This window comes from Rhodanobacter thiooxydans, assembly GCF_021545845.1.
GTDB lineage: Bacteria > Pseudomonadota > Gammaproteobacteria > Xanthomonadales > Rhodanobacteraceae > Rhodanobacter.
This window is the reverse complement of sequence record NZ_CP088923.1, coordinates 2,242,460-2,268,037: the sequence shown is the minus strand read 5'-3', so window position 1 is coordinate 2,268,037 and position 25,578 is coordinate 2,242,460. Positions and strand designations below refer to the sequence as shown.

Below are 25,578 nucleotides of genomic sequence, written 5' to 3'. Positions count from 1 at the left end.
GTTCTCTCGTCGGTACGGAGTGTGGTGTGGGTACCGCGTCAGCCGCGGACCAGACAGAATTCGTCGTCGCTTTCGTCGATGTTTCCCGACAGCGAGATCAGGCTGAGGTGCAGTTCCTGCAGGTCCCAGTCGCGACCCAGGCGTTGGCCCACGGACTCGCGCCGCACGACCAGCCGTCCCGGCGCATCGATCTTCACCATGGCGGGGAAATCCGAACGTGTGGCCGCAGGGTTGTCATCGAGGATCGCATCGATGATGGCGCGGGCCTCGTCGCTGGTTTGCAGGGCGATGAAGACGTTGTTGTTCATGGCTTCCTCCCGGTCGGGTCGGACGGCGACGAAGTATTCACAGCGATGCCGACCCGCCCGGCGCGGGCGACAAGGTCACCGACGGCTTCGGCGGTGACGGCCTCAGCCTGGTCGCCGAACGCCGCCGTCGCCCGTGGCCGGAAGGCATCGACCCATGCTGGCAACCAGTGCTCGATCCATTGCTTGAGCAGCACCGCATTGGCCTCCGACTCGGCGACCGCAGTGCGCAGGCTGGCATCCACCCAGCGGACGCTTTCCTCATACCAGCTCTGGGCGAACTCCGTGGACAGGGCGTAGCCACTGGCCGCTTGCGGTGCGAGCACCTGCTCCAGGTGGCTCATGGCCAGCGGATACACCAGGCCATCGAAGAGGAAATTCTGCACCAGCAGCACTTCGAACCAGTCCGCGGTGACGAACAGCTTTTCCATGCAGGCGCGCACGCCCTGCCAGCATGGGTCGCCCAGCCAGTCCTGCCGGGCCTGGTCGAGTACGGCGGTGTCGTTGCCGTCCAGCAGCAGGCCAATCCGGGTCAGGTACTGCGCCAGGCCAAGACGATCCATGGTGTGGAATTGCGCGGCCTGCGTGATGGCCGCACCGTAGCCATAGGCCACCACAGTGCAGTTGTTCATGTTGGCGCCCCACTCGTAGTGGCGCAGCGGCACCAGCAGGCGGGTCAGACGCGCGCGGTCGGCTTCCGCGGCATCGCGCAGCATCCTGCGGCGGTCGACGAACTCGAAGTTGCTCTCCTGCACTTCCTGCTGCCTGGCCCGCGCCTGGACATACACGCCGTAGTAGTAGTGGCGGGGATCGCGGAAGGCATACCAGTCATCCATCACGATGGCGGTGCGGCGCACGTCGTACAGGTCGTACTGGGGCTGCCAAAGCGGCCTGTAGTGGAAATTGGCCGTTGACTGCAGGTCGAACGTCGCCTCCTGGTAACGCGTGGCCGGCTTGTCAGCCCCGAACCGGCGCGCTATTTGCGAGAACGTCTGCCGGATTGGCCGGATATCACTTGTCTTGATGTCGACCTGCATGAAAAGCTCCTGTGATTGTGTGTCGGTGGCGCCGGTCGAACCGGCTCAGCTCTCGACGTCGGGTTTGCCGTAACGCCATTTCAGCCGCTCGGCGTCCACGGCTGCGCACTCCGGGTCTGACAGGAAACGGCTGTGATGCCGGGCACAGAACTCGCGAAACTGCTCGGGCCGCATTACCAGCTCCACGGTCAAATCCGGATCGCCCAGGGAAAACTCGAACTGCACGAAGCGCTGCCCGATGCCCCCGGTGACGCGCACCGTCGTCGCGGGTTGGCGAAATGCCGGCTGGGTTGATGCATTCATCAGCTGCTCCTGTTGCGCAGGCGGAACGCCTTGGCAGTCCCTAAACGCAATCGCCGTGCCAAGCCTTCACGAACGGCTTCACAGCGCGCTTTGCGCCGGCCAAGCCGCGAACGGTGCCGGGCTGCGTTTGCGCAAATGGTCAATTGATGCGCCGCAGCTTGATGATTTGCGCATGCTGCAGTGCAATCAAACTGTGCTAGGCCCTGCCGAACGGCCTGCAACGCCCGAAAGACGGGCGGCGTGCCACCGGCCCACCTCTTCCGTGGCGGCTCCGATGCCAGCGATTTCTGTTCAGAACGACCTGCTCGACTCGCTCCGATCGCTGATTCGTTTTGAATCGTCGAGCGGGCTCATCTGGCTCGACCAGCACCGCATGATGTTGTTGCACACCGGCGCGCTCGGCGCGTTGCGGCGCGAGCTGCTGGAAAGCTTGGGCGAGCAGCGCGCGCGTGGTTTGCTGCTGCGCATGGGCTTCGTTTCCGGCCAGCGCGATGCGCAGCTGGCGCGCAAGTTGCGCCCAGACCTGGTCGATCAGGTCGAGAGCTTCGCCACCGGGCCGCTGCTGCATTCCTTGGAGGGCGTCGTCAAGGTCGTCAAGGTCAAGCAGGATATCGACATCCAGCGCGGTCGCTATTACGGCGAATACCTGTGGCAGAACTCCTGGGAATGTGAATCACACGTGCGCGAGTCCGGCTATTCGGACGATCCGGAATGCTGGTCGCAGATCGGTTATGCCTCGGGCTATACCAGCGCCTTCATGAACCGCTTCATCGTGTTCAAGGAAGTGGAGTGCACGGCGCAAGGCGACCCCTGCTGTCGCATCGTCGGCAAGCCGGCCGAGGAATGGCACGATCCCGACTACCTGCAGTACTTCCGCCCCGATTCGATCGCGCACGAATTGCTCGACCTGCAGATGGAGGTCGAGCACCTGCGCTCATCCATCGCCCGCCCGCGCTACGATGGCCCGCTGGTGGGTGCATCGTCGAAGTTCCTCGACGCGATGGCCCTGCTCCGCAACGCCACACCCAGCCAGATCAGCGTGCTGCTGCTGGGTGAGACGGGCGTGGGCAAGGAGATTTTCGCGCACTGGCTGCATGACAATGGGCCGCGCGCGGCGCAGCCGTTCGTCGCGGTCAACTGCGGCGCGATACCCGACAACCTGATCGAGGCGGAGCTGTTCGGCGTCGAGAAGGGCGCCTATACCGATGCGCAGAGCAGCCGCGCCGGCCGCTTCGAGCGCGCCGACGGCGGCACGCTGTTCCTCGACGAGGTCGGCGATCTGCCGCCCAGCGCGCAGGTCAAGCTGCTGCGTGCGCTGCAATCCGGCGAGATCGAGCGACTGGGCGGGGAACGGGTCAAGGTCGTCAACGTCCGCGTCGTCGCCGCCACCAACGTCGACCTGCTCAAGGCCGTACAGGAGGGACGCTTCCGTGCCGACCTGTATTACCGACTGGCCACCTTTCCCATCACCATTCCGCCGCTGCGCGAACGCCGCGTGGACATCCCGCTGCTGGCGGAGCGCTTCATCGAGAAATTTTCCCGCCCTGTGGGCAAGCAGATCCGCGGCCTGAGCGACCGCGCGATGCAGTCCCTGGTCGATTACGCCTGGCCGGGCAACATCCGCGAACTGGAGAACGTCATCGAGCGCGGTGTGCTGTTGACGCCGGACAACTCGGCGATCGACCAGCACCATCTTTTCCCGCACGCTGGCTCGATGCCCGCGCAGCACCTGCAGGCATCCGGCGCGATCGGCACCGATACCCCCCGCCATGCCGACACGCTGGCCGAGCGCGTGCTGGAATCCGGCATCGGGCTGGAGGAACTGGAAGACGGCCTGCTGCAGATGGCGGTGGAACGCTCGGGCGGCAACTTGACCCGCGCCGCGAAACTGCTCGGCATCAGCCGCGCAAAACTCGCCTATCGGATCAAATGCATGCGAGATATAGACAAGGGGGATTGAACCGAGCGACCAAGTGGATGAAATTTGAGCGTAGCTTGTAGCCATCCCGGTCGGTACCAGTCGAACTTGTCCGCAGCGCGAAACCATAGGCGGCGGAATACAGAATCCGACGTCGTCACTAGGGGCGTGATCGCCGCGCGCATCACCCTACCCCCGATAACGCGCCCTAATCGCGCGCCCTACGTCAGCTCCCGGCCAACTGCCGACATCAGCATAGTCACGCGAACGGCAGCCATTCGGGTTGGAGCGGATCTTCGGGGCGCTCTGTCATGGGCCAGCTTGAGGTCCGAAATCGTCTCGTTCTTTCGAATGCTTGCCTGCGCTCCGAATCGTCGTGAATCACGACCAAGGGTGGCGCCATGGTTGCTGGTTATGCGCGGCCTTCGCCGCCACGATCCATGCGGGCAGCATGATCGACAACACCAGCAACGGCACGGTCACGGGTACCAAGGCCACACGGGTCGGCGACTACGGCAGTTCCTGTGGTTGCCGTTTGGCAATGCGGGGCGGCAGGACGTTGTTGTGGCATTTTGCCGGTGCTACGGTTCGGGAGTCTGATTCGCAGCCAGAACAGGAGAGGCCCATGCAAGGCGACGCGGTTAAACGTAATCTGAAGGGCATGGATGATCTCGACTTCACCGGATGGAACAACGGCGACTGGACCGGAGTGTTCGCCCATCACCACACCGACGATGTCCTGGTGGACTGGAAGGGTCAGGCTCCGACTCGCGGGATTCAGCAGCATATCGACGCCATGAAAGCGTATGTCGAATCGGCGGGTGGCACGCCACCGCAGATAACCTCCCATCCGATTGCTTTCGGATCCGGCGAGTGGACTTGCGTCGTCGGCGAGTTCGAAGGCGGAGGACGCATGGTAACCGTCGCCAAGTGGCGCGACGGCGCCATTGCTGAAGAGTACATCTGGGCTTAGAAGGCCTCGATAGAGTTGAGCGGTAACCGAGACCGCCTTCAGGCCGTCGGAATCGGGCACGCATTGAGATTGGTCGAGCCGGTGTGGGTCGAGGACCTCCCTTTGTTGCGTGCCCTCCATGCGCCTGAGCAACCGTACTGGGCGGCGGTATCCAGAGCATGGGTTTCACGCGCTTTCGGTCGCCGACTCCGGGGTGAACCAACCTACAGCTGTGGTCGCGTGATTCGCAGCTTGGACTTGCCCCACATGGGCTTCAACGGGAAATAGGCCTGGTGCGTGGTGCCATCCACGGCGACGACGTGGGCATTCGGGCCGAGCACCGCGGTGGCGAGCGGTCGAACGGTGCGCCCGGTGACCTTGAAAATCGACACCTCGCCGGATTCACCGGCCACGTAGAGCCAGCCGAGCGAAGCATCGAAGGCCAGGACATCCGGATCGTCGGCAACGTCGAAGGTGGCCCGCACTGTTCGACTGGTCAGGTCCAGAACCAGCAACTTGCTGTTGTCCTCACAGGCGATGAAAGCCAGACGTGAGGCGCCATCGATGTAGAGACCGTGATTGCCGACGGCTCCGGGAAGGCTGATCCGGCTGATCACCCTGTCGGTAGCTGGGTCGATTTCCACCAGCTGCTTGCGGGTCTGCGCGTTCGCGAAGATGTGCCGGGTGACCGGATCGTACTGGGTGTTGCCCACCTCGCCGCCCAGCGGGATCGTGGCCACCCGGGCGTTCGATCGCACGTCGATCACGGTATCGGTGCCGCCGTGTTCGTCGGAGACATACAGCTTGTGCACGTCCGGGGCATAGGCCATGCCGTCCGGATAATCGCCCGCCGGCGTGCGCGCAATGATCTTGAAGGTTTTGGCGTCGATGGCGACCACTTCATCGGCGCCGGTCGCCGAGGCGTATACCCGATCCAGCTCCGGCACATACAGCACACCGTGGACGGAGCTGACGTCGGGAATGGTCGCCACCACCTTGCGCTGGGCGGTGTCGAACACGACGACGGCGCTGTCGCCCAGATGCGCCAGGAAAAGAAGATGGCTTCGTTCGTCGAGGCTGGCGTAGTCCCAGCGCGTGGCTCTGCCGGGTAATAGCACCTCCGCGAGCGTGGTCAGCGGCAACCGGCTACCCGGACTGTTCGCCCCGCTGCACGCGGGCGTGGTTACGACCAGTGATGCAAAGGCCACCAAGGCCATCAGGCCTCGACAGAGGGTGCGGTCTGCCTTGAGGTTCATGTGCCGGCACTCGTGTCCAAGGCACACATGCTACGCGCTACGTATGCTGCCATGACGTCACCGTTCTTCCGGTGGCTTGAGGTGCCGGAACTGCGCCAGTAACAGCAGGTCGTAGAGGATCTTGAGTGAGCCGCAGATCAGCAGCGGCCAGGCGAAAGACGAAGCTGCGAACAGCGCACCCGCCAGTGCAGGACTCGCGGAGGATGCCAGGCTGCGCGGCACCGAAGTGAAGCTGGCGGCGGCACTGCGCTCGGGCTCGGTCACTACGGCCATCACGTAGGACGAGCGTGTCGGCACATCCATCTGCGACAACGCGGCGCGCACCAGCAGCCATGCCAGCGCCGGCGCAAGCGACGGGGCGAAAGCCGCGAGCATCAACGCGATGCTGGAGGGGATGTGCGTGAACACCATCGTGTTGACCAGACCGATCCGTCGCGACAGTCGCGCGGCCACCGGATACGACAGCGCGGACAGCAACCCCGTGCCGAAAAAGAACACACCGGCCGCCGTCAGCGAGAGATGGAACCGCTGGAACAACCACAAGGCGAGCAGCGATTGCACGACGAATCCACCGGCGAAGGCGTCCAGGCTGAACAGGGCCGCGAGCCTCATGACGATGCTGCGCGAAGGGCCAAGTGCACTCACCGGGACGGCCGCTCCATTGACGGCATGCCGGGGAAGGCGCGTATAGAGGTATCGCCCCGCCACTCCTAGCAAGGCGTACAGCACGAACATGGCCCGTATCGTGGTCAACCGGCCTACGCCCAGTGGTGCTGCCAGTTCGGGGACGCTGGCGAAGAGTGCACCCAAGGCTGCGGCCAAGGCGCCGGCCAGACTGTAGCGCGCGAACATCCGGGTGCGGTCCTGATCGCCGGCTTCGCGTGCCAGTGCGGCGTGCTCCAGCGGCACGAACACGCTGACGTTGCCGGCGGACGGGTTGATCGTGCCGGCGAAGGCGACGATCAACAGAACGCCGTAATCACGAAAGATGGCGAACGCCAGCCCGCTGGCGACCATCAGTCCGGCGGCGAACAGCAATAGCCGGCGGACTCCGTAGCGTGCACCCAGCCACCCGGCCGCGAAGGTCAGGCACGCCGAACCGAGCAGCGAGGCAGTGGCCAGTACGCCGACCGCGAACGGCGAAAAACCCAGTGCCAGCAGATAGGCCGAGAGCAGGATCGCGACGAAGCTGTCGCCAAAATCGCGTAATGCGCGAGCGGCAAACAGGCTATACAGCGGATCGAACGTCCGCCGTGAGGATGCGGCCACTAAATTCATAGGCAGATCCGAGTTCTTGTAGATGCTATTACATGGATGTAGCGTACGCTACATGAAAACAAATCCATCGCCTTGGCTGATGCTGGTGGTATCGCTGCCGGGACGCAGCCAGACACCACGCATGCGGCTGTGGCGTGCGCTCAAAGGAGCCGGCGCCGAGGCGCTGCGCGACGGGGTGTATGTACTGCCGGACAACACGTCGGCCCGGGACCTTTTCCAAGCCCAGGCCGAGGAGGTCATGCGTATCGGTGGGATCGCCCAGATCGTGCCGTTCCATGCGACCGATGCCACTCAGGAAGCCCAGCTACGAGGCGCATTTGACCGATCGGCGCTCTACGCCGAAGGGCTGGAGCAGTTGTCCATGGTGATGGTCGAGCTGCCCGGTCTGGCAGAGAACGAGGCGCGCCGACGGCTGGCGGCGGCGCGCCGTGCGGTGGAGGGCGTCGTTGCCGTCGATTTCTTCCCCGGGAAGGCGCGGGATCACGCCGAAACCGCCTTGCGCGATGCCGAGCAGACCCTCAACGGCCAGTTCGCGCAGGACGAACCTCACGCTGCACATGGGCTGATTGCCCGCCGGAACGCCGCCGAGTACCGCGCTCGCCTCTGGGCCACCCGCAAGCACCTGTGGATCGATCGGGTGGCTTCGGCCTGGCTGATCCGGCGTTTCATCGATCCGGATGCCCGCTTCCTCTGGCTGGACCAGCCCGCGGATTGTCCAGCTGACGCCCTGGGCTTCGATTTCGACGGTGCCACGTTCACCCACGTCGGTGCCCGGGTGAGTTTCGAAGTCCTGGTGACCAGTTTCGACCTGGATCGCAATGCCGGCCTGGCTCGTTTGGGTCGCCTGATCCACTACCTCGACATCGGTGGCGTGCCGGCCGCCGATGCCGCCGGCTTTGCCAGTGTCATGGCCGGTGCGCGAAGCCGTCGCGGCAACGACGACGACGGCTTGCTGCAGGACATGACCACCGTGCTCGACTGTTTGTACGCCGCATACCTCGACCCACCAGGAGAATCGCCATGAACGCTCGCATTTTCCGCCCCTCCCTGCGCCCGCTTTGCCTCGCGCTGATCGCGCTCAGCCTGACCGCGGCAGCCCTGCCCTCTGTCGCCACGGCCCTGGATCCCGCCACGATCGGCAAGGCCGCCGGCGTCGACGCCAAGGCGCAGCCCGATGGTGCCGTCAAGATCGGCTGGAGTCGCTCGGACGTGCCGGTCACCGTCGACGGCATGCGCCTGTCGCCGGCTGCCGGCCTCGGCTCCTGGGCGTCCTTCACCGCGATGGGCGATCAGGCCATGGTCATGGGGGACACCGTCGTCTTCCAGGACGAGGTCGACGCCGCCATGGACGCCGCCTTCGCGCACGGCTTGAGCGTCACCGGGCTGCACAACCATTTCTTCTACGACCAGCCGAAGGTGTACTTCATGCACATCGGTGGCGAGGGTTCACCGACGCAGCTGGCCGCTGGCGTCAAAGCGGTGTGGGATGCGGTGAAAGCGGTACGCGCAACCCATCCTCAGCCTGCGCAAGGGTTCGGCGGCGCCACACCGTCTCCGGGCAAATTGAATGCGACATCGATCGCCACGATCATCGGGCACCCTGCACCGGTCACCGATGGGGTGGCCAAGGCCACCATCGCACGAGAGGGACAGATGCACGGACAACCCATTGGCGCATCCATGGGGTTGACCACCTGGGCCGCGTTCAGCGGTAGCGATGACCTGGCGTCCATCGATGGCGATTTCATCATGCGAGCCGACGAGGCGCGCCCGGTACTGCAGGCGCTGCGCAAGGCCGGTATCCACATCGTGGCCTTGCACAATCACATGATGGGTGAGAATCCCAACTACTACTTCACCCATTTCTGGGGCAAGGGCAAAGCCGCCGACCTCGCGCACGGATTCCGTGCGGCACTGGATGCCCAGGTCGCCAGCGCGAAGCACTGACCATCACGCCCAAGGAGCACCATGCGGAGTGCGTCGCTGCAGCTTGCGATCGGGGTGGCCATGATGACGGCCACCACGGCAACGCGGGCGCACACGCAGAGCGCCATCGTCAGTACCGGCTTCACCCGCCGAGATCCGCGTGCTGCGGGTTCCTGACAGTACCATCCACCTGGATGGTGCTTTGGACGAACTCGCCTGGGCATCCACGTCCGTTATGGTGCTGACCCAACAGGACCCGCATCCGGGCGAACCCACGGCCAACCACACCGAGGTGCGGCTGCTGGCAGCATCGCGAAAGAAGCTCAGCAGCACCCGCCTGCCCCGCAAGGCGTCGAGATGAATCGGGTGCGCCGTGGATGCCATGCGTTCGAAATTCCGGTACAGGCGCCGGGGTCCTGATGCGCATGTCGCTCTCCAAGTCGCCCTCCGGGCGACCGGTGCGGTCCAAAGGCGTCAACTTGAAGAGACTGCAAATTCCCAGTTGGATTCATGCGCCGATCCGGGTATTCGCGGAAGCCACTCCTTCCCTGCTCCTCGACAACGTTCTCCAATCATTTCGTTCGACATGGGTCCGGGACGTTTCAGAGACGGTTTTTTGGCCGCTCGCGGTAGTCATGCGCAAGCCAGGTCGTGCAGAGACCGTTCCAGCGCCATGTCTGCCTGCTTCCTGTGGAGCGACGCGCCCGGGTCTTGAGCAGCACGATGTCAAAAGACGAATCTGGGGTACTGGCTCACAACACGATGGTCATTTCCGACAGGAGCTCCAGGTTCTGATCCGCCAGTACGCCATGTGCCGGCCTGCTGGACAAGGTGGCATCACGCGCCGCCATGACTTCGTGAATCTCGCTGGCACACAGCGCGACCACGCTCTCCAGCACGGCGTCGATGCTGGCGTGGCTGGTGTCCAGGTGCATCCGGGCCAGCAGCCGTTCGGTACTCGCGGCGCTCAGCATCAGGTCGCCGGTAACCCAGCTGTTGACGGTGAACAGACTGGTTGGCACGCCCTTGGCGCTCATGCCTATGCCCAGCAGGTGCCGGGTGGTGACCGATGCCTGCGGATCGCCGGTCAACGCTGCGAAGGCCTTTTCCGCGCCCGACCGGAGCCGCCTTGCCCACAGCGGACGGCGGGCAAACAGATGGAAGTGACCGTGCTCGGTGGCGCCGGGTCGATCTTCGGGTGAGTGCGAGTGGTAGAACCACTGGTAGCCACTGACCCGATCGATCGCATCGTTTTCGGGATAGTGCTGCCATTGTCGCGGGGGCTTGCCCGCAAGCAGGCCTTGCAACAAATGCTCGCCGCGCGCCGCCAGGGCGGCGTAGGTTTCCAGCAAGCGCCGGCCGGCGGCATCGGCGTCGGTACCGCCAACGGGACCCCGATGCCGCCGGCCAGGCGCCGGTGCCATCAGTGCTGGGCAGCGCACTTGGGAGCGCACTTCGCTCCGCACTTGGGTGCGCATTTGGGTGCGCACTTGCTGGCGCCACACTTCGCCTTCATGTGCCGGTGCGGGTGCTTCTTGGCAGCGCACTTGCCTGCCGCACACTTGGCGCCGCACTTGGTCATGCTCGTCGCCGGCCCGCACTTGGCCTGGGCGCCGCTCGTGTCCGCGGCAGCTGCGGGGAGGGCAACGATGGCAGCGGTCAACGCGGCGAGCGAGGCGAGTTTCACGGAAGCTTTCATGGGGTTCTCCAATGCAGGTGAAAGGCAGAAGTACGGGTAGAGACGCAGGGTCTCGACAACAGAGAGGCCGCCGGCGAACGAAAGGATTCAGGAAACCGATGCGGTGAAGCGTGCCCATCCGTATCGCAGGCAGGAGGCCGGCGCGAGCGGCGGAAAATCATCGTCAAGGCCGTGGGCTCGGCTTCGCCACCGCTCAACCGAGCCACAAATACAGCAGCGCGCCGAACATCGCGCCGACGGGCACGGTGATCAACCACGAAAGGACGATGGCGGTCATCACGGGGCGATCCACGCCGGCACCATTGCTGATGCCGCTGCCGGCGAGTGCGCCGACCGACACATGGGTCGTGGACACCGGCAATCCGCTGAATGACGCCGTGCCGACCAGCAGACTGGTGGTCAGGCCGGCGGCCAGCGCCCCGCCGGCATCGAGCCGCGTGATCCTGTCGCTCATGGTGCGGGCGACGCGGGCCGCCCCCAACAGGCCGCCGACGAGCATCGCCAGGCCGACCGCCAGCGCCGAGGCGTTACCGTCCAGCGCGGCGACCGGCAGCAGCAGCGCCGCGATCTTGGGTGTGTCGTTCAGGCCCCTGGCGAAACTGACCGCACCGCCGGAGAGATACAGCAGGCCATCCACCAGGCCACGGGCATCGGGCCGCCACACCCGCCGGGCCCCGACGCTTTCGCACTCGGCCACGGTACCGGCGAGAGCCACCGGCATGCCCGTACGCAGCATCAGTCCGTCCGCAGAGACCTGCACCGCACTCACCGTGCACTCGCACTCCGGCTCGCGCTCTGCTCGGGCGGTCAGCCGGCGCAGCCACGGCGCCAGCAGGTAGGCCGGCAGGACCGCAATGACGGGAGTCGCCAGCAGCGGCAGCAGGAAGCTGTGTCCCAGCGTGCCGAATTTCACCGCCGAGCCGACCGCCATCAGGCCGACACCGCTCATCGCGCCGACCAGCGCGTGGGTGGTCGAGATCGGCTGCCCACGCCAGGCGGCCAGCGCGACAGTGATACCGGCGCCGCCGGCGACCGCCAGCGCAAACGGTAGCTGTGCCGCGACCTCGGCCGGCACCAGGCCGGCACCCGTGAACGCCTTCAGCAGCGCACGCGCGAGGAACACCGAGGACAACGATCCGGCCAGGGTGGTGATGCTCGCCCAGCCCAGGCTGGTCCAGTAACCGCCGCGGCGACTGCCGTACAGGACGGCCACGCCCTTGAAATTGTCGTTGGCGCCGTTGGTGGCGGCGAGGAACAGCACGGTCAGTACGAGCAGGGTTTCCATCGGGCATCCCGGGTAGCGTCACGCGAAGACGAAGCTGTAAGGCACAAGGCCACATGCCATAGAGCCATCCGGGTGGCAAAACGATTCAGGCGGTTGGAAATTCTGCAAGTTGCCGCTGCATCCAATCCGCCAGCGCACGCTGCGCCGGCAAGGCCTCCGGCAGCCGGCCAAGCGCGCCCAGCACCCGCGGCAGATCGTCGGCGTTGTCGACATCGGCGAGCACGGGCAGATCGGCGATGCTTCCCGTCGCTGGCAGTGCCCTGCGCAACGCCAGGCAGGTGTCGCCCTGCGAATAGCGCACCGACTGCCAGATCGCCAGCGGCACCGGCGTGTTGGCGCCGAACAACCAGAAGCCACCATCGGTGGCGGGACCGAACACGAACGCCACCGGGGGCTCGGCCAGTGCCTGCGCGGCCTGGGCCAGTTGCCCCGACGTGAGCTGCGGCACGTCCGCGCCCACCAGCAGCACGCTGTCGTGCCGGCTCAGCAGGGTCTCGAGGACGTGATGCATGCGCGTGCCCAGATCGCCCTCCCCTTGCCAGATCGTGGGAAAGTCCGGCCATGCTGCGTGTGCCGCGTCGTCGGCCTCGGCTACCGCCCAGTAAGGCGTGATGAGCGGCCGGGCCGACTCGGCCACCGCCGCCACGGCAGCGCTGGCCAGCCGATGGAAGTTGAGCGCGGCGCGTTCGCCGATAACGGCTGCCAGCCGCGTCTTCAGCGGCGAATGACCCGGAGTCTTGACGAAAATGGCCAGCGCGGTCGTCATGCCCTCGTCCGCCGCGTGGCGCGCCATGCCGGCCACGCCTGTGCCGCGGTCAGTCGCCAGTGCCTGAGCGTGGTACTCAACCAGCCGTGTCGCGCATATTTGCGTGCGCTGGTTTCCAGCACGGCGGGAATGCGCCGCAGCGGCAACCCTGCATGTCTTGCGGCCCATACCAGCAGGTGGTCCTCGCCGTAACGCGCCTGCTCGTCGAAGCCGTGCAGCGCCGCGAAGCAATGCCTGGGCAACAGCAGTCCCTGATCGCCGAACGGCAGCCCCAGCCAGCGCGCGCGCCAGTTGGCACCGGCCGCGTTCAACGCCGTCCAGCGCGGGCCATCGCCACGAAAGGCGAGCGTGAACCAACCTAGCGCCTCGGCGCGCTGCCCGATGAAGTGCTGTAATTCATGCAGGGTGCCGGGACGCAAGCGCGAGTCGGCGTGCAGGAACCACAACCAGTCGCCCGTAGCCAGGCCGGCGCCGAGATTCTGCTGGCGGGCACGGCCGGCCTCGCTGCGGCACTGCCGATAGTGCAGCTGCGCGGGCCACGTCGTCAGTGGCGGCCGCGACTCGTCATCGGCGCACACCACGATCACCTCGCTGCCGCTCGGCAAGTCCGCCAGCTGCCGCAGCAGCTCGGGCCATTCGGTTTCGCCGGGCGCCAGCGGCACGATCACCGACAACGAGGTCATGTCAGCAACAGCCGGACGAACAGCTGGCCGCGGTGCCGGTCGATGCGGCGGGCGCGCAATCGAACAGGCCGAAATGCTGCCGCTTGTCGCCGTCGATGCGGAAATGCGCGGCATAGCGGCTGCCCGAGAGCATGTCGGCGGTGTTTCCGCAGACCCGCACCGGGCGGCCGCTCTCGAACAGGTGATGGTCGTCCAGCGCGAAGCGGTGCGGGTGCCCGGGCAAGCTGCCCAGGTAGGTCGCGACCTGGCCGTAATCCTCGCAGCGATCCTCCAGCGGCAGCTTGAATGCGCGCCAGGTGATCGACTCGAAGTTCGCAAAGCCGATACGTTGTTCGATCGCCGCATCGGTCAGCGCGATCGGGCTGCGCGCACACACGCGCATCGGCCATGCCCAGCTCACCGAGCAAGCGGCGGAAATCCTCCACGTACAGCGCGCCGGCCAGGCACTCGCCCAGCAGCACCGGGTCGGCCAACAGCTCGCCTGGCAGCCGGCGGTCGCTGAACACGTCGGAGAAATACAATTCGCCACCGGGCTTGAGCACGCGGCATATCCCGGCGGACGCGCGGCGCTTATCCGGCACCAGATTGAGCACGCAGTTGGACACCACGACGTCGACGGAGCCATCGGCGATGCCCAGCGCCGCCAGGTCGGCGAGATCGCCCAGCTGCAGGGTGACATTGCTGTGCGCATGGCCGAAGGCCTGTGCGTGCCAGGCGCGGTGGCGCTCGGCCACCGCCAGCTGCTGCTCGGTCATGTCGACACCGATCACCCGCCCCTGCTCGCCCACCAGCTTCGACAGCAGATAGACGTCCCGCCCGCTGCCGCAGCCGAGGTCGAGCACGGTGGCGCCCTCCACCGCCGGCGGCAGCGGCGAGCCGCAGCCGTAGAAGCGCTCGCGCACTTCCGGGTGCAACTGGGCGAGGATCGAGCGCAGTTTTTCCGGCATCGCTTCCAGGCTGCAGCATGCCGTGGTGCGCAGATCACGGCTCGACTGCAGGGTTTCGCCGTAATAGCTGCGCACGGCGGATTGCTGCTCTTCCGCGCGGGCGACGACGTCTTGTTCCAGGTTCATGGTCATGTCAACGATCCTCCACAGGAGCTGCCCGCCCCGGCGGTACAGCCATAGCAATGATTGGCGAACGCAATCGGGCCGTACCCGACGTCCGCCAGGGCGTCGATTTCCCACAAGCTGCGTCGGCGGCCGCCCAGCGGCAGCCCCAGCGCCTGGTTGAAATCGCAGTCGAACAGTTCGCCATCCCAGCTCACCGACAGCAGGTTGCGGCACATCACGCCCAGCGCCGCCCGCGGATTGAACGCATCGAGCAGGGTCTGCATGTAACGCTCGTGGCGGCCTTCGCGCTCGAGCAGGTGCAGGAAGCGCTTGATCGGCATGTTGGTAATGGTGAACAGGTGGTTGAACACGATGCCGAAGTGTTCGGCCAGTTCGCGCCGGTAGGTTGCCTCCAGCGCCGCCTGGGCCGGTGGCAGCGTGGCGCCCAGCGGGTTGTAGACCAGGTCCAGTTCCAGCCCGGAGCCGGCGCGGCCGTAGCCGAGCGCATTGAGCCGATGAAGGGCGCGCAGGCTGGGATCGAAAACGTGCTGCCCGCGCTGCTTCTCCACGTTGGCCTTGCTGTAGCAAGGCAGCGAGGCAACCACCTTGACGCCCTGCGTGGCCAGGAACTCCGCGGTGTCCTCCTGTCCGGGACGGAACAGCACGGTCAGGTTGCAGCGGTCGATGACGGTCTTGCCCAGCGCACGGGATCCCAGCACCAGGGTGCGGAAATGCGGATTGAGTTCCGGCGCGCCGCCGGTCAGGTCCACCGTATGCACGCCCGGAGCATTCGCCAGCAGTTCCAGGATGCGTTCCACCGTGGCCGCCTGCATGATCTCGGTGCGCCCGGGGCCGGCCTCCACGTGGCAATGCTGGCAGGCCAGGTCGCACAGCTTGCCGACGTTGACCTGCAGGATCTCCGTCGGCGTGCGCGGCAAGGCGAGCCCATGCTCGCGCAGAGAGCGGGCGAACGATGGTGCGGCGAAAGATGGCACGGCGTTCATGGCAGCATGTCCTGGCGATGTTGGCGGCGCTGGCGCACCTGTGCGGACCGGTCCGGGCGCCCCGGCAGCAGAGCCTCCACAGTACGCCGTGATCCTTCGCATGCCGGTCGCACGGCAAGCATGCGGCACCCGGCCCTCTGTCCTGGCATGAAATCGTGATTCCTCATGCCGTCCTCACTTCCGCCGCCAGGCGTGATAGCGGGCCAGCCAGCGCAGCACTCGTTCGGGCGCATGGGCCTTCTTCCAGTTCCCCGCCGCGTACTTGTTGGCTTCGGCCCAGGTCGGATACGCGTGGATGGTGCCAAGGATCTTGTTGAGTCCCAGCCCATGGCGCATCGCCAGCACGAACTCGGCCAGCATTTCGCCTGCATGCTGGCCCACGATGGTCGCGCCCAGGATGCGATCCTTGCCCGGCGCGGTCAGCACTTTCACGAAGCCATGCGCCTGATCCTCGGTGATCGCCCGGTCCAGGTCGTCCAGTTCATAGCGCGTGGTCTCGAACGCAATGCCCCGCGCCTGCGCCTCGCGCTCGTTGAGGCCGACGCGCGCCACCTCCGGATCGACGAAGGTCACCGCAGGAATCACCGCGTAGTCGACGCGAAAACGCCAGATCGAGCCGAACAGCGCATTGACGGCGGCGTACCACGCCTGGTGGGCGGCGACGTGAGTGAACTGGTAGGGCCCGGCGACGTCGCCGCAGGCATAGATGTTCGGGTACAGCGTGGCCATCCAGGCATCCGTATCCACCGTCCTGGTCACGGAGATGCCCAGTTCCTCCAGCCCGAAGCCGGCGACGCGGGGCTTGCGCCCGACCGCCACCAGCAGGGTGTCGAAGGGGATTCTTGCGCGCCGGCCCTGGTGGTCGCAGACCAGCGCGTATTGCCCGCCGTCGCGTTCGACCGCCAAGGCGCGGCAGTCCGTACGCACGTCCACGCCATCGGCCGACAGGCGCGCCCGCACGAAGGCGGATACCTCGTCATCCTCGCGCACCAGCAGGCGTCCGTGGCTCTGTACCTGGACGACCTGCGTACCGAGTCGGGCAAATGCCTGCGCAAGCTCGCAGCCGATCGGGCCGCCACCCAGTACCAGCAGGCGCCCGGGCGGGTCCTGCAGCTGCCACAGCGTCTCGGAGGTAAGATAGCCCGCTTCGGCCAGCCCCGGCAGATCCGGCACCATGGGTTCGGCACCGGTGGCGATCACGATGGCGCGCGTGGTGACAGGCCTGCCGTCGATCTCGACCGCCCACGGCGACACGATGCGTGCATGGCCATGCTGCACGTCCGCGCCCAGCCCGCGGTAGCGTTCCACCGAGTCGTGCGGCGCCACGGCCTGCACGGCGCGCCGCACGCTGTCCATCACGGCGCGGAAATCGACCCTGATGTCGCCGGCATCCACCCCGACGCGGGCCGCGCTCCGCGCCTGCGCCGCCAGCCGGGCCGCGTGGATCAGCGCCTTCGATGGCACGCAGCCGGTATTGAGACAGTCGCCGCCCATGGCGTCGCTTTCCACCAGGGTAACCTTTGCCCGCACGGCGGCGGCGATGTAGGCGCTGACCAGTCCCGCCGAACCGGCGCCGATCACTACCAGGTTCCGATCGAAGCGCTTCGGCGCCGGCCAGCCTGCATAGAGGCGCCGCCGCTTCACCCACGCCACGCTCCCGCGCGCCAGCCATGGGAACACCCCCAGCAGGACGAGTGAGCCGGCGATCCGGGGCGAGACGATGCCCGACAACGAGTGCAGGCGGGCCAGCTGGGTGCCGGCATTCACGAACACCACGGTCGCCGCCAGCATGCCGAGCTGGCTGACCCAGTAGAACGCGCGTATCGGCAACCGGGTCAGCCCCATCAGCAGGTTCACCACGAAGAACGGGATCACCGGAACCAGCCGTAGCGTGAACAGGTACAGGGCGCCTTCGCGACGGATGCCCTCGTCGACCGCGTGCAGGCGCTGGCCGAAGCGCCGCTGCACCACGTCGCGAAACACGAACCGGCTGGCCAGGAACGCCAGCGTCGCACCGATGCTGGAGGCAAACGACACCAGCAGCGTACCTTCCAGCAGGCCGAACGTCGCGCCGCCCGCCAAGGTCAGCAAGGTGGCCACCGGCAGCGACAACGCGGTGACCGCCACATACAGCAGGAAAAACCCACCGCCGAGCAGCCACGGATGGGTCTGCCGGAAAGCGTCCAGCGCGAGCAGGTGCGCCTTCAGCGCCGCGAGCGTGAACTGGTGCTGCCAGCCCAATGCGAAGAACACGACGACCGCACCGGACAGGCCGATGACGATCAGCCAGCGGAGGATCGTGGTGCGATTTTTCATGCGTACGGAATCCGGTCGGCGGCGCTCAGTCCCTGAGATATTCCTGGACCATCTGGCGGCCACGATGGATGCGGCTCTTGACCGCCTCCCGCGTCAGCATGAGCTGGCCGGCGATCTCGCTGATCGAGTACTCCTCGAAATCGCGAAGGATGATCGCCTCCCGGTATTTTTCCGGCAGCGACTGGATGGCGGCAGCCAGGTCCGAGCGCAGATCGGGACGCTCGACATAGACGAAGATGGCGTGATCCGGCTCCGGCAATGCCACCTGCCCGCGCATCGCGCGCAGCAGGCGGTGGCATTCGTGGCGCACGATCGAGAAGGCCCAGGCAGGAAACGAAGCGATCGTGCGCAGCGTGCCGAGCCGGCGGTAGATCAGCAGCAACGATTCCTGCACCGCATCGTCCGGGTCCACGCTGCTGGCGCATTGCGATTGGGCGATGCGCCGCAGGTCCGGCCGGCAGGCGGTCAGCAGCCGTTCGACGGCGGCGAGATCGCCCTGCCGCGCGGATTCCAGGAGGATCGGGTCATGTCGCATGGGTGAACCTTTGCATGGTTGCTCGATGGTGCAAACGGTGGAGATTCCTGTTCTCTCACCCCATAGAGGACACCAGCTCATCAAAGGATTCAAGCGGATTGACCGGCACGGCCGGCTACCCTGCCCGTACCGCGGTATCCGCGCCGTCGCCGCGCCGCGCCGCGGGCCGGAGTCGTTCGAGGATACGATCGAGCGAGAACGGGCCAGGACCCCAGGCGATCACCGCCAGCAGCATCATCGCCCAGACCTTGTGGTCGCTGAAATCGTTGCCGACCAGGCCGGCCCAGAAACCGTGCGGCCACAGATCCGGGTAGGAAACGACGGCCATGATGTTGTAGATGAACAGGAACCCCGCGGTCAGCCGTCCGCCCAGCCCCAGCAGGAGGAACCACGGCGCGACCAGCTCGATCCAGGTGCCGAGAAACGCCGCGGCGTCGCCGGACAGCAGGGGTACGTGGTATTCGTTGTTGAACAGGTAGGACGTACCCGCCGGGTCGTCGAGCTTCACCACGCCGGCGCGCCAGAACGCCAGTGCCACCCACACCCGGAACAGCAACAGCACCACCGGCCCCAGGCTCGACAGCGCCTCCGCCAGTTGCCGGTAATAACCACTCGTGCGCCACAGCAGCTTGTTCATGTGCAGCCCTCTTGGTTGTTGAACGCCACGACCAGGCCCTGCACGAGCAGGTCCCGCAGGCAGGGTTGAAGATCGAAAGCGGCATCCAGGTCCGCGGCCGCCCGATGGGCCGCAGCCACGTCGCCGCCCGCGGCCAGCACCTCGATGCAGCGGAACGTGGCGGGGTCGACCGCGGCCATGGCCACCTCGCCGCCGTCACGCCATAGCAGGACATTCTCGCCACCTCGATCGGGACGCGGAGCGGGCCCGACGGGCGACTGGCACCACTGCCACAGCGTGAGCACAGCCCAGCGGCTGTGCAGCCGATGCAGGCTCGGATGCAGGCGCAGGTGCAGCCGGTGCGGTTCCACCGCAGCCGCGTCGGCGGCGGCCCGGGCGTCGGCAGGCGTCGCATCCGGCGCCAGCACGGTCAGCTGGCGCAACCAGTCCAGCCTCGCGATGTCCGCCAGATAGCCCAGCGAGCGGGCCTGCGGCATCGCCTCGATGAACCCGGGCAGCGCGCCGCCGAAGGACTGCAGGTTGCCGCAGGTCGAGGGATGCTGCTGCTGGTAACGCGCCGCCATCGCCTCGAAGAAATCCTCGCCCACCAGCGCATGCACGGTGGGGAAAGTGTCGTGCAGGGCCGCCTTGAGGGTCGCGGCCACCGCGTTGCGGTAGATGCGCAGCCGTGCCGCCGGATCCAGCCCGGCGCCGTCGACCCATGCCGCCACGTCGTCGCCGCGGCCCAGCACGGCCGCGGCAAAGCCTTGCTGCAGTTCATGCAATCGCGGTGCGGCAGGCATGCAGCGCCTCCTCGGCACGGGCGGCTTCGGCCAGCAGCACCTCCAGTTCGGGAATGTCCTGGTCCCATTCGATCAGGGTCGGCTGCGGTCCGCACAATTCCAGCGCCTCGCGATAGAGCGCCCATACCTCGTCGGCGACGGGACGGCTGTGGCTGTCGATCAGCAGTGGCACCGGCAACCGGTCTTTGCGCAGAAACCCGGCCAGATGGATCTCGCGCACCGAGGCATGCGGCATGGCGCGCAGGTACTCGCCCGGGTCGAAACCGTGATTGACGCTGTTGACGTAAACATTGTTCACGTCCAACAGCAGGCCGCAGCCGCTGCGGCGTACCAGCTCGGCGACGAAGGCCGACTCCGGCATGTCGGCGTGGCGGAAGCTGAGATAGCTCGAGACGTTCTCGACCAGGAACTCGCGCCCCAGCGCGTCCTGCACCTGCTGCACGCGCGAGACCATCAGGTCCAGCGCTTCCCTCGTATACGGCAAGGGTAGCAGGTCATTCAGGTGGACGCCGCCGATCGCAGCCCAGCAGATGTGGTCCGAGACGAGCGCGGGCTGATAGCGGTCGACCAGCCGCCGCAGGCTGGCCAGATGTGCGACGTCGAGCGCGTCGGACGAACCCAGCGACAGGCCGACGCCGTGCAGACTCAGGGGATAGTCCGCGCGGATACGCTCCAGCGCCGCATGCATCGGACCGCCGGCGGCGAAATAGTTCTCGCTATGCACTTCGAACCACGGCACCGGTGGCCGCTCCTGCAGTACCCGGGCGATGTGCGGCGCACGCAAGCCGATCCCGGCCTCTGCAGGGATCGGGCGCTGCGCCTGTGGCAGCAGGCAGCTCATGGCCTTGGCTCAGGCCTTGTCCGCCGGGGTGGTGGAACCGCCGTCGATCTTCTCGCACAGGCCGGCCGGCACGGCCACGAATGCATTAGCGTCGCGTGCCTTGCTGTCCTGGCCGGCGCACGAATGCCCCGGCGACTTGCAGTCGTTCTTGTGCGCCGCGTTGATGCCGTAGCACTTGACCATCGCCATCTTGCCGCTCTTCATGTCGTTCGCGCCGTTCGGCGCCGGGCTGGCGGTGGCGACCGACGCCACGCCGAGGGTCAGCGCGCCGGCCAGAGCGACCTTGAGCAGGTTGTCGTAGTTCATGATGGATATCTCCATAAGGTGAGCCGGGGCGTCCGGCACCTCATAGAGCCGCCCGGGAGGCCAAAGGATTCACCATACGGGTGTGCTGCAGGCGACCCATCAAGCCGATGAGGCAGCAAGGCGGCGGGTGTCGACTGCGTCGCCACGGCAACAGCATCCGTCGGCAGGCAACGGACTGGTGCGGACGCTGACCTGCGGCCGCTGCGTACCGATTGCAACGTGGCCCTCGATGGCGTCAAGCTGCACGAATGAATCACAGGTCGGCAAAAATCTGGCGCTCGTATCGCAGCCTGCCCCGCTGGGTACAGGTCTGGGTGGGCTTCGTGCTGATACCGGTCAACGTGTTGCCGTTCCTTCTGCTGGACACCTGGAGCGGCCGTGCAGGCACCGCGGCCGCCCTCTTTGTGGTGGCTACCAACCTGCCGATCATGTGGTTCGCCGGCGGCATGAGCCGGGCGATGTCGCTGCCGCACCTGTTGGCCTGGATTCCGCTGGAAATCGCGTTGGCTCTGCGCCTATCCGGTGCCGCCGGCAATCTGCCGCCGTCAACGGCCGAAATGGCGCTCGCGATCGCATTGTTGCTCGTCAACGGCATCTCGCTGGCGTTCGACGCGCTCGACTCGTGGCGCTGGTTGCGAGGACGGCGCGACGTACCCGGAACTGCAGCCTGAGTCTGCCGTGGCGGGGAACGACATCAGCCTCGTACCGCCACTGACGACCGATGCGAGCTGGCTTCCCGCCATCCATGGGTGGACGCGCATTCAATCGCCGGCAGGATCATCGCCGTCCAACCCCAGCCGGCTCTGCAGCAGTCGTGGCATGTGGATCCACCAGGGCAGACTGCTCATCGCGCAGCTCGCGCAGGAAGCTCTGAAACTCCGGCGCCTGAGTCAGCAAGCGCCCGGCCAGCGCACGCAGCGCATCGACCTGATCGCGGCGCAGGTGAAATGCCGTCGGCATCGCATTGAATCGCTGCCGTTCGGCACCGTCCTTGATCTGGCCGAAGGTCAGCACGGCAAAGTTCACGTCCACCGTGGGGTCTCCCGCCGGACGCAGCGCATTGACGTGGCGTGCCCACATCAGGAAGCCGTTTTTCGCCAGCGCCGCGGTCTCGTTGTTGAGTATGCCCAGTGAAGCGTCGAACGAGGCGCGCAAGATATCGATCGTTCCCGGAGCGCGCCCCCGTTCGGACCATGGGTAGGGCGCATAGACCTGGGCATTGGCGACGATGACCAGCACATGCCGCACACGGCGTAGCTGTTCCGGGGTGAAGGCACCGGCCATGTCCGGCACGTTGCCGTACTGCGCCACCGGACTCATCATCGAACCGCGTACGCCGAGGTTGTCGGTGATGCCGCCGTCGACCAGGCGCAGGACCGGCATCCGTTCCGGGTCGTCATAACGTGACAATGCGAGCGCCACGGCATGGCGGCGTGACAGCAGGTCATCGTGCGCCAGCGACTGCGCCACCCACGGCTGGTGTCGTTGCGGGCAATCGGGATAGTTGCGCAGTGCGATCGGCGCGAACAGCCCCGGCACGGCAGCCGATGCCATCACCGCGTTGGCCACCGGATAGGTCGACAGATCCGAGCAGAGAAAATCGAACTGCTGCTGGATGAAGGAAAACGTGGTGGCGTTGTTCAGGTCACTGGCGTTGAGAATGACCATCGGCAGGCCCGCCGGCGACATGTCGGCGAATGTTTTGCCCTCCAGCAACGTCCGGTCGAGATAGGCGGCGACCAGATCGCTGCGGTTGTAGTGGCGACCGGCAATCGACAACAGATGATCCGGGCGCCCCAGCAGGCCCAGCAGCTCGCCTTGCCAGTCGCGATAGAGGAAGCGGGTCCGGAAGTCACCGAAAATGCGGTCGCCGAACAGGCCGTAGTACGCCGCGGTGTAGCTGCCGCCGGAAACCGAGGTGACCACGTCGACCAGATCAAGCAATCGCGTCGGCTGGCCGCCCGACGGGACTTCGGTGTCGCGCAGCTTTTCCAGCACACCGTAACTGAAGGCAGCCGCGCGGGTGCCTCCGCCGGAAAACGCCAGCACGACGAAGGTATCGCGGGGAGCGTGCGGGAATCGCGTCTTGAATTCGTAGCGATCCTCCACCCCGGCCGGCTTGATCCGGGTATTCCAGGTCCGCGTGGCGCAACCGGCAAGCGCGCACAGCGCGAGGCCAAGCAGCAGGCATGGCCAGCTGCGCGGCAGACGACGGGACGCAGGCGTCACGGCCTTGTCCTGCGTTGCGGTGGGCATGGTTCGTCCCCGGCCCGGATGGCTTTCAGGGGCGAACCATGACACCGTGCCAGAACGCGACGTGCCCACGGATTTCCGCCGCTTCCGGCTTGGGTTCCGGGTAGTACCACGCCGCGGCGGGATTGACCTCGTCGTTGACCACTACATCGAAATAGCTGGCCGTGCCCTTCCATGGACACATCGAATGCCGGGTGCTGTCGCGCAGGTGCTCGCGCCTGAGCGATTCTGGCGGAAAATAGTGATTGCCCTCGATCACGATCGTGTGATCGCTTTCGGCGATCACAATGCCTTGCCACATGGCGCGCATGGGTCTCTCCTCGTTGCGGTTTGTCGGAAAAGAAATCGAACCGATGCCACTGCCGCCCGCGCGGGCCGGCTCATTCGCGATCAGGGTGCGATGATCGGCCCGCACATCGCCGAGGATGCATCCGACTCCCGGAGCGATCACTGGTCATGTCTCCACACGTACACGCCCGATAGATGCGCCTCCCCGGTCGAAGGATTCATCAGGGTCACGCTTCATGACAGGGCCGTAGCAGCAACGGCTTGGGCCGGCTATCCACGTTTCATCGCGACACAGGCAACACGATGTCCGCCACCAGCTCGACGAATTTTCCCGGTGCCGGTACAACCTCGATGACCGGCTGCGGCATGCGATGTCGGCTCATACCGGGAGCCGCGGAAACATGGATGTTTCCATCTCGGTCCGGACCATGGAAGCGAGCACCGGCGAGATGCCGAGGCGCCGTTCGATCTCGGTGCGCGAGATCAATCCGCGTATCTCGTCGCGTTCATCGTCCTGGCGCTCGGTGATCAGGAGATGGGTCTGTCTGGTTTCACGAAAGGTTTCCAGGATGTCGCCTGTCCGCGCTTTGCGGATGTCCTCGACCCGCAGGGTCGGCAAGCTCTCCACGGCGGTCATAATATCGGCCACCTCGATATCCTCGTGCCGGCATTTCGGATGGGTACAGTTCGAACCGCGCAGGAACTGCAGCGGCTTCTGCCCCTGGATGTCGTAGGCTGTGATCAGCCCGAGCATGCTTTCCTTCACCAGCACCAGCAGCGTACGCACACGTGCATCGATCATGCGCTGGAGTGCCTCATCGATGCTTCGCTCGGGCTCGACCGTCACCGGACAGACTCGATGGAAATCCACCATGACCGCCAGCGCGGGATCCTCGTCTTTCAGCGAGGATTCCACGAGATGGGGGTGCCTACGTACAAACGTGGGAAGGCGGCTGAGATGGGTAACGACTGAGCGAAACGGCATGGGGATCACCTCGACTCGGTGGGGTCGAAACCCACGGGGACCGTAGTGCAGAACCAACCTGCGTCAATGGTATGCGCAGCTTCGGAGATCAACGGCCCGTGAGGGGTGAAGACGCGCGCGGCAGTTCGGATAGGCTCGAAATCCATGGTCAGGAACGCGGGGCAATGACCATGAACTTCCCGCTGCCGCGCGACGCCCTCACCCGATAGAGCTGCCGAACCACCAAAAGGATTCGGCAAGGTTTCAACGCGATCGCGAAACACCCGGCGAGTATCCATGGAGGCGCTTGAAGGCGCGGCTGAAGGCTGCCTCCGTCGCATAGCCGGCGATCACCGCCGCTTCGGCCACGCTGACGCCGCGCTCGGCCAGCGCCGACTTCGCCTGCTGCATGCGCAGGCCGGTGACGTACCCCATCGGGGTGGCTCCGGTCGAATGGGCAAATCGCCGGGCGAACGCCGCCCGCGACAGATGCACCCGGTCGGCGAGCATCGCCACCGTCCAGGGCTGCTGCGGATCCTGATGGATGGCCAGCAACGCCGGGCCGAGATGCGGGTCGAAAATCGCGGTCAGCAGCCCCTGCGCGACCGTGCCGGCGGCCAGGCATTGGCGCAGCGCATACATGAACAGCGCATCGGAAAGCTTGTCCATCAACGCCATGGCGCCGGGACCGTTCGACTCGGCTTCGGCGACGATCAATTGCAGCAGGGCCGCCGGCGCGCCGGAGTCCCCGCCGCCCGGCTGCGGATCGTGCCGAAGCAGCAGCTGCGCCGGCAGCGAAGCCAGCAGCACTTCCGACAACGGCGAGTCGAACTCGAAGTAGCCGCACAGCAGCAGCGTGGGAACGTCGCCATCGGCGCCCAGCGACGCGATCAGGCAATGGTCCACCGGGCGGTTGAACAGTACCGCGTCGCCGGCCCGGAGCAGGATGTCGCCGGCATGGCCGTCATACCGCATCACGCAGCGGCCGGTGGCCACCAGGTGGAACATCGCCTTGCGCTCGTATTCACCATCGACCACCCACTGCCCGCAATGCGTGGTCCGATGGAACACACGCGTCTGCAGGCGGAGGTGCCGCATCAATTCACTCAGTTCGTCCACGAAGGCTCCCGATCAAGACGCGGAGACAAGCATGCGCGCGTTGCAGACATGGTTGCGCGGGCGGTCTAGGGCC

27 protein-coding genes are annotated in these 25,578 nt (G+C 66.0%); 6 read left to right on the top strand and 21 right to left on the bottom strand.

The features are described 5' to 3' along the window. Nucleotides 1–38 precede the first annotated feature (38 nt). From LRK53_RS10145 to LRK53_RS10135, 3 genes are read right to left on the bottom strand one after another with little or no spacing between them, the layout of a single operon-like run. Nucleotides 39–308, bottom strand: a complete 270-nt coding sequence (locus LRK53_RS10145) for an MmoB/DmpM family protein (RefSeq protein WP_027491973.1) — start codon at nucleotides 306–308, stop codon at nucleotides 39–41. Beyond that, a complete protein-coding gene (locus LRK53_RS10140; RefSeq protein WP_027491972.1) occupies nucleotides 305–1,342 on the bottom strand; it encodes an aromatic/alkene monooxygenase hydroxylase subunit beta in 1,038 nt (345 codons plus the stop codon). The genes LRK53_RS10145 and LRK53_RS10140 overlap by 4 nt, the downstream gene beginning before the upstream one ends. 45 nt (nucleotides 1,343–1,387) lie before the next feature. Further along, nucleotides 1,388–1,645: a phenol hydroxylase subunit gene (locus LRK53_RS10135; protein WP_027491971.1), complete on the bottom strand. Its 258-nt coding sequence runs from the start codon at nucleotides 1,643–1,645 to the stop codon at nucleotides 1,388–1,390. Between LRK53_RS10135 and LRK53_RS10130 the strand changes: the two genes are divergently transcribed. Beyond that, on the top strand, nucleotides 1,590–3,605 hold the full coding sequence (locus LRK53_RS10130; protein ID WP_221174180.1) for a sigma-54-dependent Fis family transcriptional regulator: 2,016 nt from the start codon (nucleotides 1,590–1,592) through the stop codon (nucleotides 3,603–3,605). The genes LRK53_RS10135 and LRK53_RS10130 overlap by 56 nt on opposite strands. Before the next feature lie 409 nt (nucleotides 3,606–4,014). Next, on the top strand, nucleotides 4,015–4,536 hold the full coding sequence (locus tag LRK53_RS10125) for an ester cyclase (RefSeq protein ID WP_221174179.1): 522 nt from the start codon (nucleotides 4,015–4,017) through the stop codon (nucleotides 4,534–4,536). A 203-nt stretch (nucleotides 4,537–4,739) separates the two neighbouring features. Here the strand turns inward: LRK53_RS10125 and LRK53_RS10120 are convergent, their stop codons facing one another. After that, nucleotides 4,740–5,771 carry a YncE family protein gene (locus LRK53_RS10120; protein WP_235642040.1) on the bottom strand — a complete coding sequence of 344 codons (1,032 nt, stop codon included), beginning with the start codon at nucleotides 5,769–5,771 and terminating at the stop codon, nucleotides 4,740–4,742. Nucleotides 5,772–5,828: 57 nt separating this feature from the next. Further along, a complete protein-coding gene (locus LRK53_RS10115) occupies nucleotides 5,829–7,049 on the bottom strand; it encodes an MFS transporter (protein ID WP_037089010.1) in 1,221 nt (406 codons plus the stop codon). A 52-nt stretch (nucleotides 7,050–7,101) separates the two neighbouring features. Between LRK53_RS10115 and LRK53_RS10110 the strand changes: the two genes are divergently transcribed. The 3 genes from LRK53_RS10110 to LRK53_RS10100 all read left to right on the top strand — a co-directional run bounded on the left by LRK53_RS10110 (nucleotide 7,102) and on the right by LRK53_RS10100 (nucleotide 9,336). Continuing rightward, the gene (locus LRK53_RS10110; RefSeq protein WP_235642039.1) at nucleotides 7,102–8,073 is read left to right on the top strand and encodes a chromate resistance protein ChrB domain-containing protein; all 972 of its coding nucleotides are present in this window, start codon (nucleotides 7,102–7,104) and stop codon (nucleotides 8,071–8,073) included. Continuing rightward, nucleotides 8,070–8,996, top strand: coding sequence for a DUF1259 domain-containing protein (locus LRK53_RS10105; protein ID WP_051257495.1), 927 nt, complete (start codon nucleotides 8,070–8,072; stop codon nucleotides 8,994–8,996). Before LRK53_RS10110 ends, LRK53_RS10105 begins: the two co-directional genes overlap by 4 nt. A 181-nt stretch (nucleotides 8,997–9,177) precedes the next feature. After that, nucleotides 9,178–9,336, top strand: coding sequence for a hypothetical protein (locus LRK53_RS10100; protein WP_185754572.1), 159 nt, complete (start codon nucleotides 9,178–9,180; stop codon nucleotides 9,334–9,336). 391 nt (nucleotides 9,337–9,727) lie between these two features. On the opposite strand, the gene LRK53_RS10095 is transcribed toward LRK53_RS10100, so the two are convergent. The 12 genes from LRK53_RS10095 to LRK53_RS10040 all read right to left on the bottom strand — a co-directional run bounded on the left by LRK53_RS10095 (nucleotide 9,728) and on the right by LRK53_RS10040 (nucleotide 20,881). After that, nucleotides 9,728–10,399 carry a DUF6969 family protein gene (locus LRK53_RS10095; protein WP_425504553.1) on the bottom strand — a complete coding sequence of 224 codons (672 nt, stop codon included), beginning with the start codon at nucleotides 10,397–10,399 and terminating at the stop codon, nucleotides 9,728–9,730. A gap of 468 nt (nucleotides 10,400–10,867) precedes the next feature. Next, nucleotides 10,868–11,959, bottom strand: a complete 1,092-nt coding sequence (locus LRK53_RS10090; protein ID WP_027491761.1) for an inorganic phosphate transporter — start codon at nucleotides 11,957–11,959, stop codon at nucleotides 10,868–10,870. An 85-nt stretch (nucleotides 11,960–12,044) separates the two neighbouring features. After that, the gene (locus tag LRK53_RS10085) at nucleotides 12,045–12,752 is read right to left on the bottom strand and encodes a TIGR04282 family arsenosugar biosynthesis glycosyltransferase (protein WP_037089023.1); all 708 of its coding nucleotides are present in this window, start codon (nucleotides 12,750–12,752) and stop codon (nucleotides 12,045–12,047) included. Then, a complete protein-coding gene (locus LRK53_RS10080) occupies nucleotides 12,722–13,408 on the bottom strand; it encodes a TIGR04283 family arsenosugar biosynthesis glycosyltransferase (RefSeq protein ID WP_037089004.1) in 687 nt (228 codons plus the stop codon). Before LRK53_RS10080 ends, LRK53_RS10085 begins: the two co-directional genes overlap by 31 nt. Then, nucleotides 13,405–14,538, bottom strand: coding sequence for a methyltransferase domain-containing protein (locus LRK53_RS10075; protein WP_235642038.1), 1,134 nt, complete (start codon nucleotides 14,536–14,538; stop codon nucleotides 13,405–13,407). The genes LRK53_RS10080 and LRK53_RS10075 overlap by 4 nt, the downstream gene beginning before the upstream one ends. Further along, nucleotides 14,484–15,464, bottom strand: coding sequence for an arsenosugar biosynthesis radical SAM (seleno)protein ArsS (gene arsS / locus LRK53_RS10070; protein WP_027491759.1), 981 nt, complete (start codon nucleotides 15,462–15,464; stop codon nucleotides 14,484–14,486). The genes LRK53_RS10075 and arsS overlap by 55 nt, the downstream gene beginning before the upstream one ends. A 174-nt stretch (nucleotides 15,465–15,638) precedes the next feature. Continuing rightward, complete coding sequence (locus tag LRK53_RS10065; RefSeq protein WP_027491758.1) at nucleotides 15,639–17,780, bottom strand: FAD-dependent oxidoreductase; 2,142 nt, start codon at nucleotides 17,778–17,780, stop codon at nucleotides 15,639–15,641. Nucleotides 17,781–17,805: 25 nt separating this feature from the next. Then, nucleotides 17,806–18,408 (bottom strand): RNA polymerase sigma factor, encoded by a 603-nt coding sequence (locus tag LRK53_RS10060; protein ID WP_235642037.1) that lies wholly within the window; start codon nucleotides 18,406–18,408, stop codon nucleotides 17,806–17,808. Between the two features lie 22 nt (nucleotides 18,409–18,430). Further along, nucleotides 18,431–18,952: a DoxX family protein gene (locus LRK53_RS10055; RefSeq protein WP_027491756.1), complete on the bottom strand. Its 522-nt coding sequence runs from the start codon at nucleotides 18,950–18,952 to the stop codon at nucleotides 18,431–18,433. Next, nucleotides 18,949–19,734, bottom strand: coding sequence for an HvfC/BufC N-terminal domain-containing protein (locus tag LRK53_RS10050; protein ID WP_027491755.1), 786 nt, complete (start codon nucleotides 19,732–19,734; stop codon nucleotides 18,949–18,951). Before LRK53_RS10050 ends, LRK53_RS10055 begins: the two co-directional genes overlap by 4 nt. After that, nucleotides 19,709–20,575, bottom strand: coding sequence for an MNIO family bufferin maturase (gene bufB / locus LRK53_RS10045; RefSeq protein ID WP_027491754.1), 867 nt, complete (start codon nucleotides 20,573–20,575; stop codon nucleotides 19,709–19,711). The genes LRK53_RS10050 and bufB overlap by 26 nt, the downstream gene beginning before the upstream one ends. Before the next feature lie 9 nt (nucleotides 20,576–20,584). After that, a complete protein-coding gene (locus LRK53_RS10040; RefSeq protein WP_027491753.1) occupies nucleotides 20,585–20,881 on the bottom strand; it encodes a BufA1 family periplasmic bufferin-type metallophore in 297 nt (98 codons plus the stop codon). Between the two features lie 248 nt (nucleotides 20,882–21,129). On the opposite strand from LRK53_RS10040, the gene LRK53_RS10035 reads away from it, so the two are divergent. Further along, nucleotides 21,130–21,552: a hypothetical protein gene (locus tag LRK53_RS10035; protein WP_027491752.1), complete on the top strand. Its 423-nt coding sequence runs from the start codon at nucleotides 21,130–21,132 to the stop codon at nucleotides 21,550–21,552. Between the two features lie 106 nt (nucleotides 21,553–21,658). On the opposite strand, the gene LRK53_RS10030 is transcribed toward LRK53_RS10035, so the two are convergent. The 4 genes from LRK53_RS10030 to LRK53_RS10015 form a co-directional block, all read right to left on the bottom strand. Further along, entirely contained in the window at nucleotides 21,659–23,206 is a 1,548-nt protein-coding gene (locus tag LRK53_RS10030) for a patatin-like phospholipase family protein (RefSeq protein ID WP_235642036.1), read from the bottom strand. Then, nucleotides 23,163–23,585: a DUF427 domain-containing protein gene (locus tag LRK53_RS10025; protein WP_235642035.1), complete on the bottom strand. Its 423-nt coding sequence runs from the start codon at nucleotides 23,583–23,585 to the stop codon at nucleotides 23,163–23,165. The genes LRK53_RS10030 and LRK53_RS10025 overlap by 44 nt, the downstream gene beginning before the upstream one ends. 216 nt (nucleotides 23,586–23,801) lie before the next feature. Beyond that, complete coding sequence (locus tag LRK53_RS10020; RefSeq protein ID WP_027491750.1) at nucleotides 23,802–24,338, bottom strand: CBS domain-containing protein; 537 nt, start codon at nucleotides 24,336–24,338, stop codon at nucleotides 23,802–23,804. Nucleotides 24,339–24,650: 312 nt separating this feature from the next. After that, nucleotides 24,651–25,505 (bottom strand): AraC family transcriptional regulator, encoded by an 855-nt coding sequence (locus LRK53_RS10015; RefSeq protein WP_027491749.1) that lies wholly within the window; start codon nucleotides 25,503–25,505, stop codon nucleotides 24,651–24,653. Between the last annotated feature and the right edge of the window lie 73 nt (nucleotides 25,506–25,578).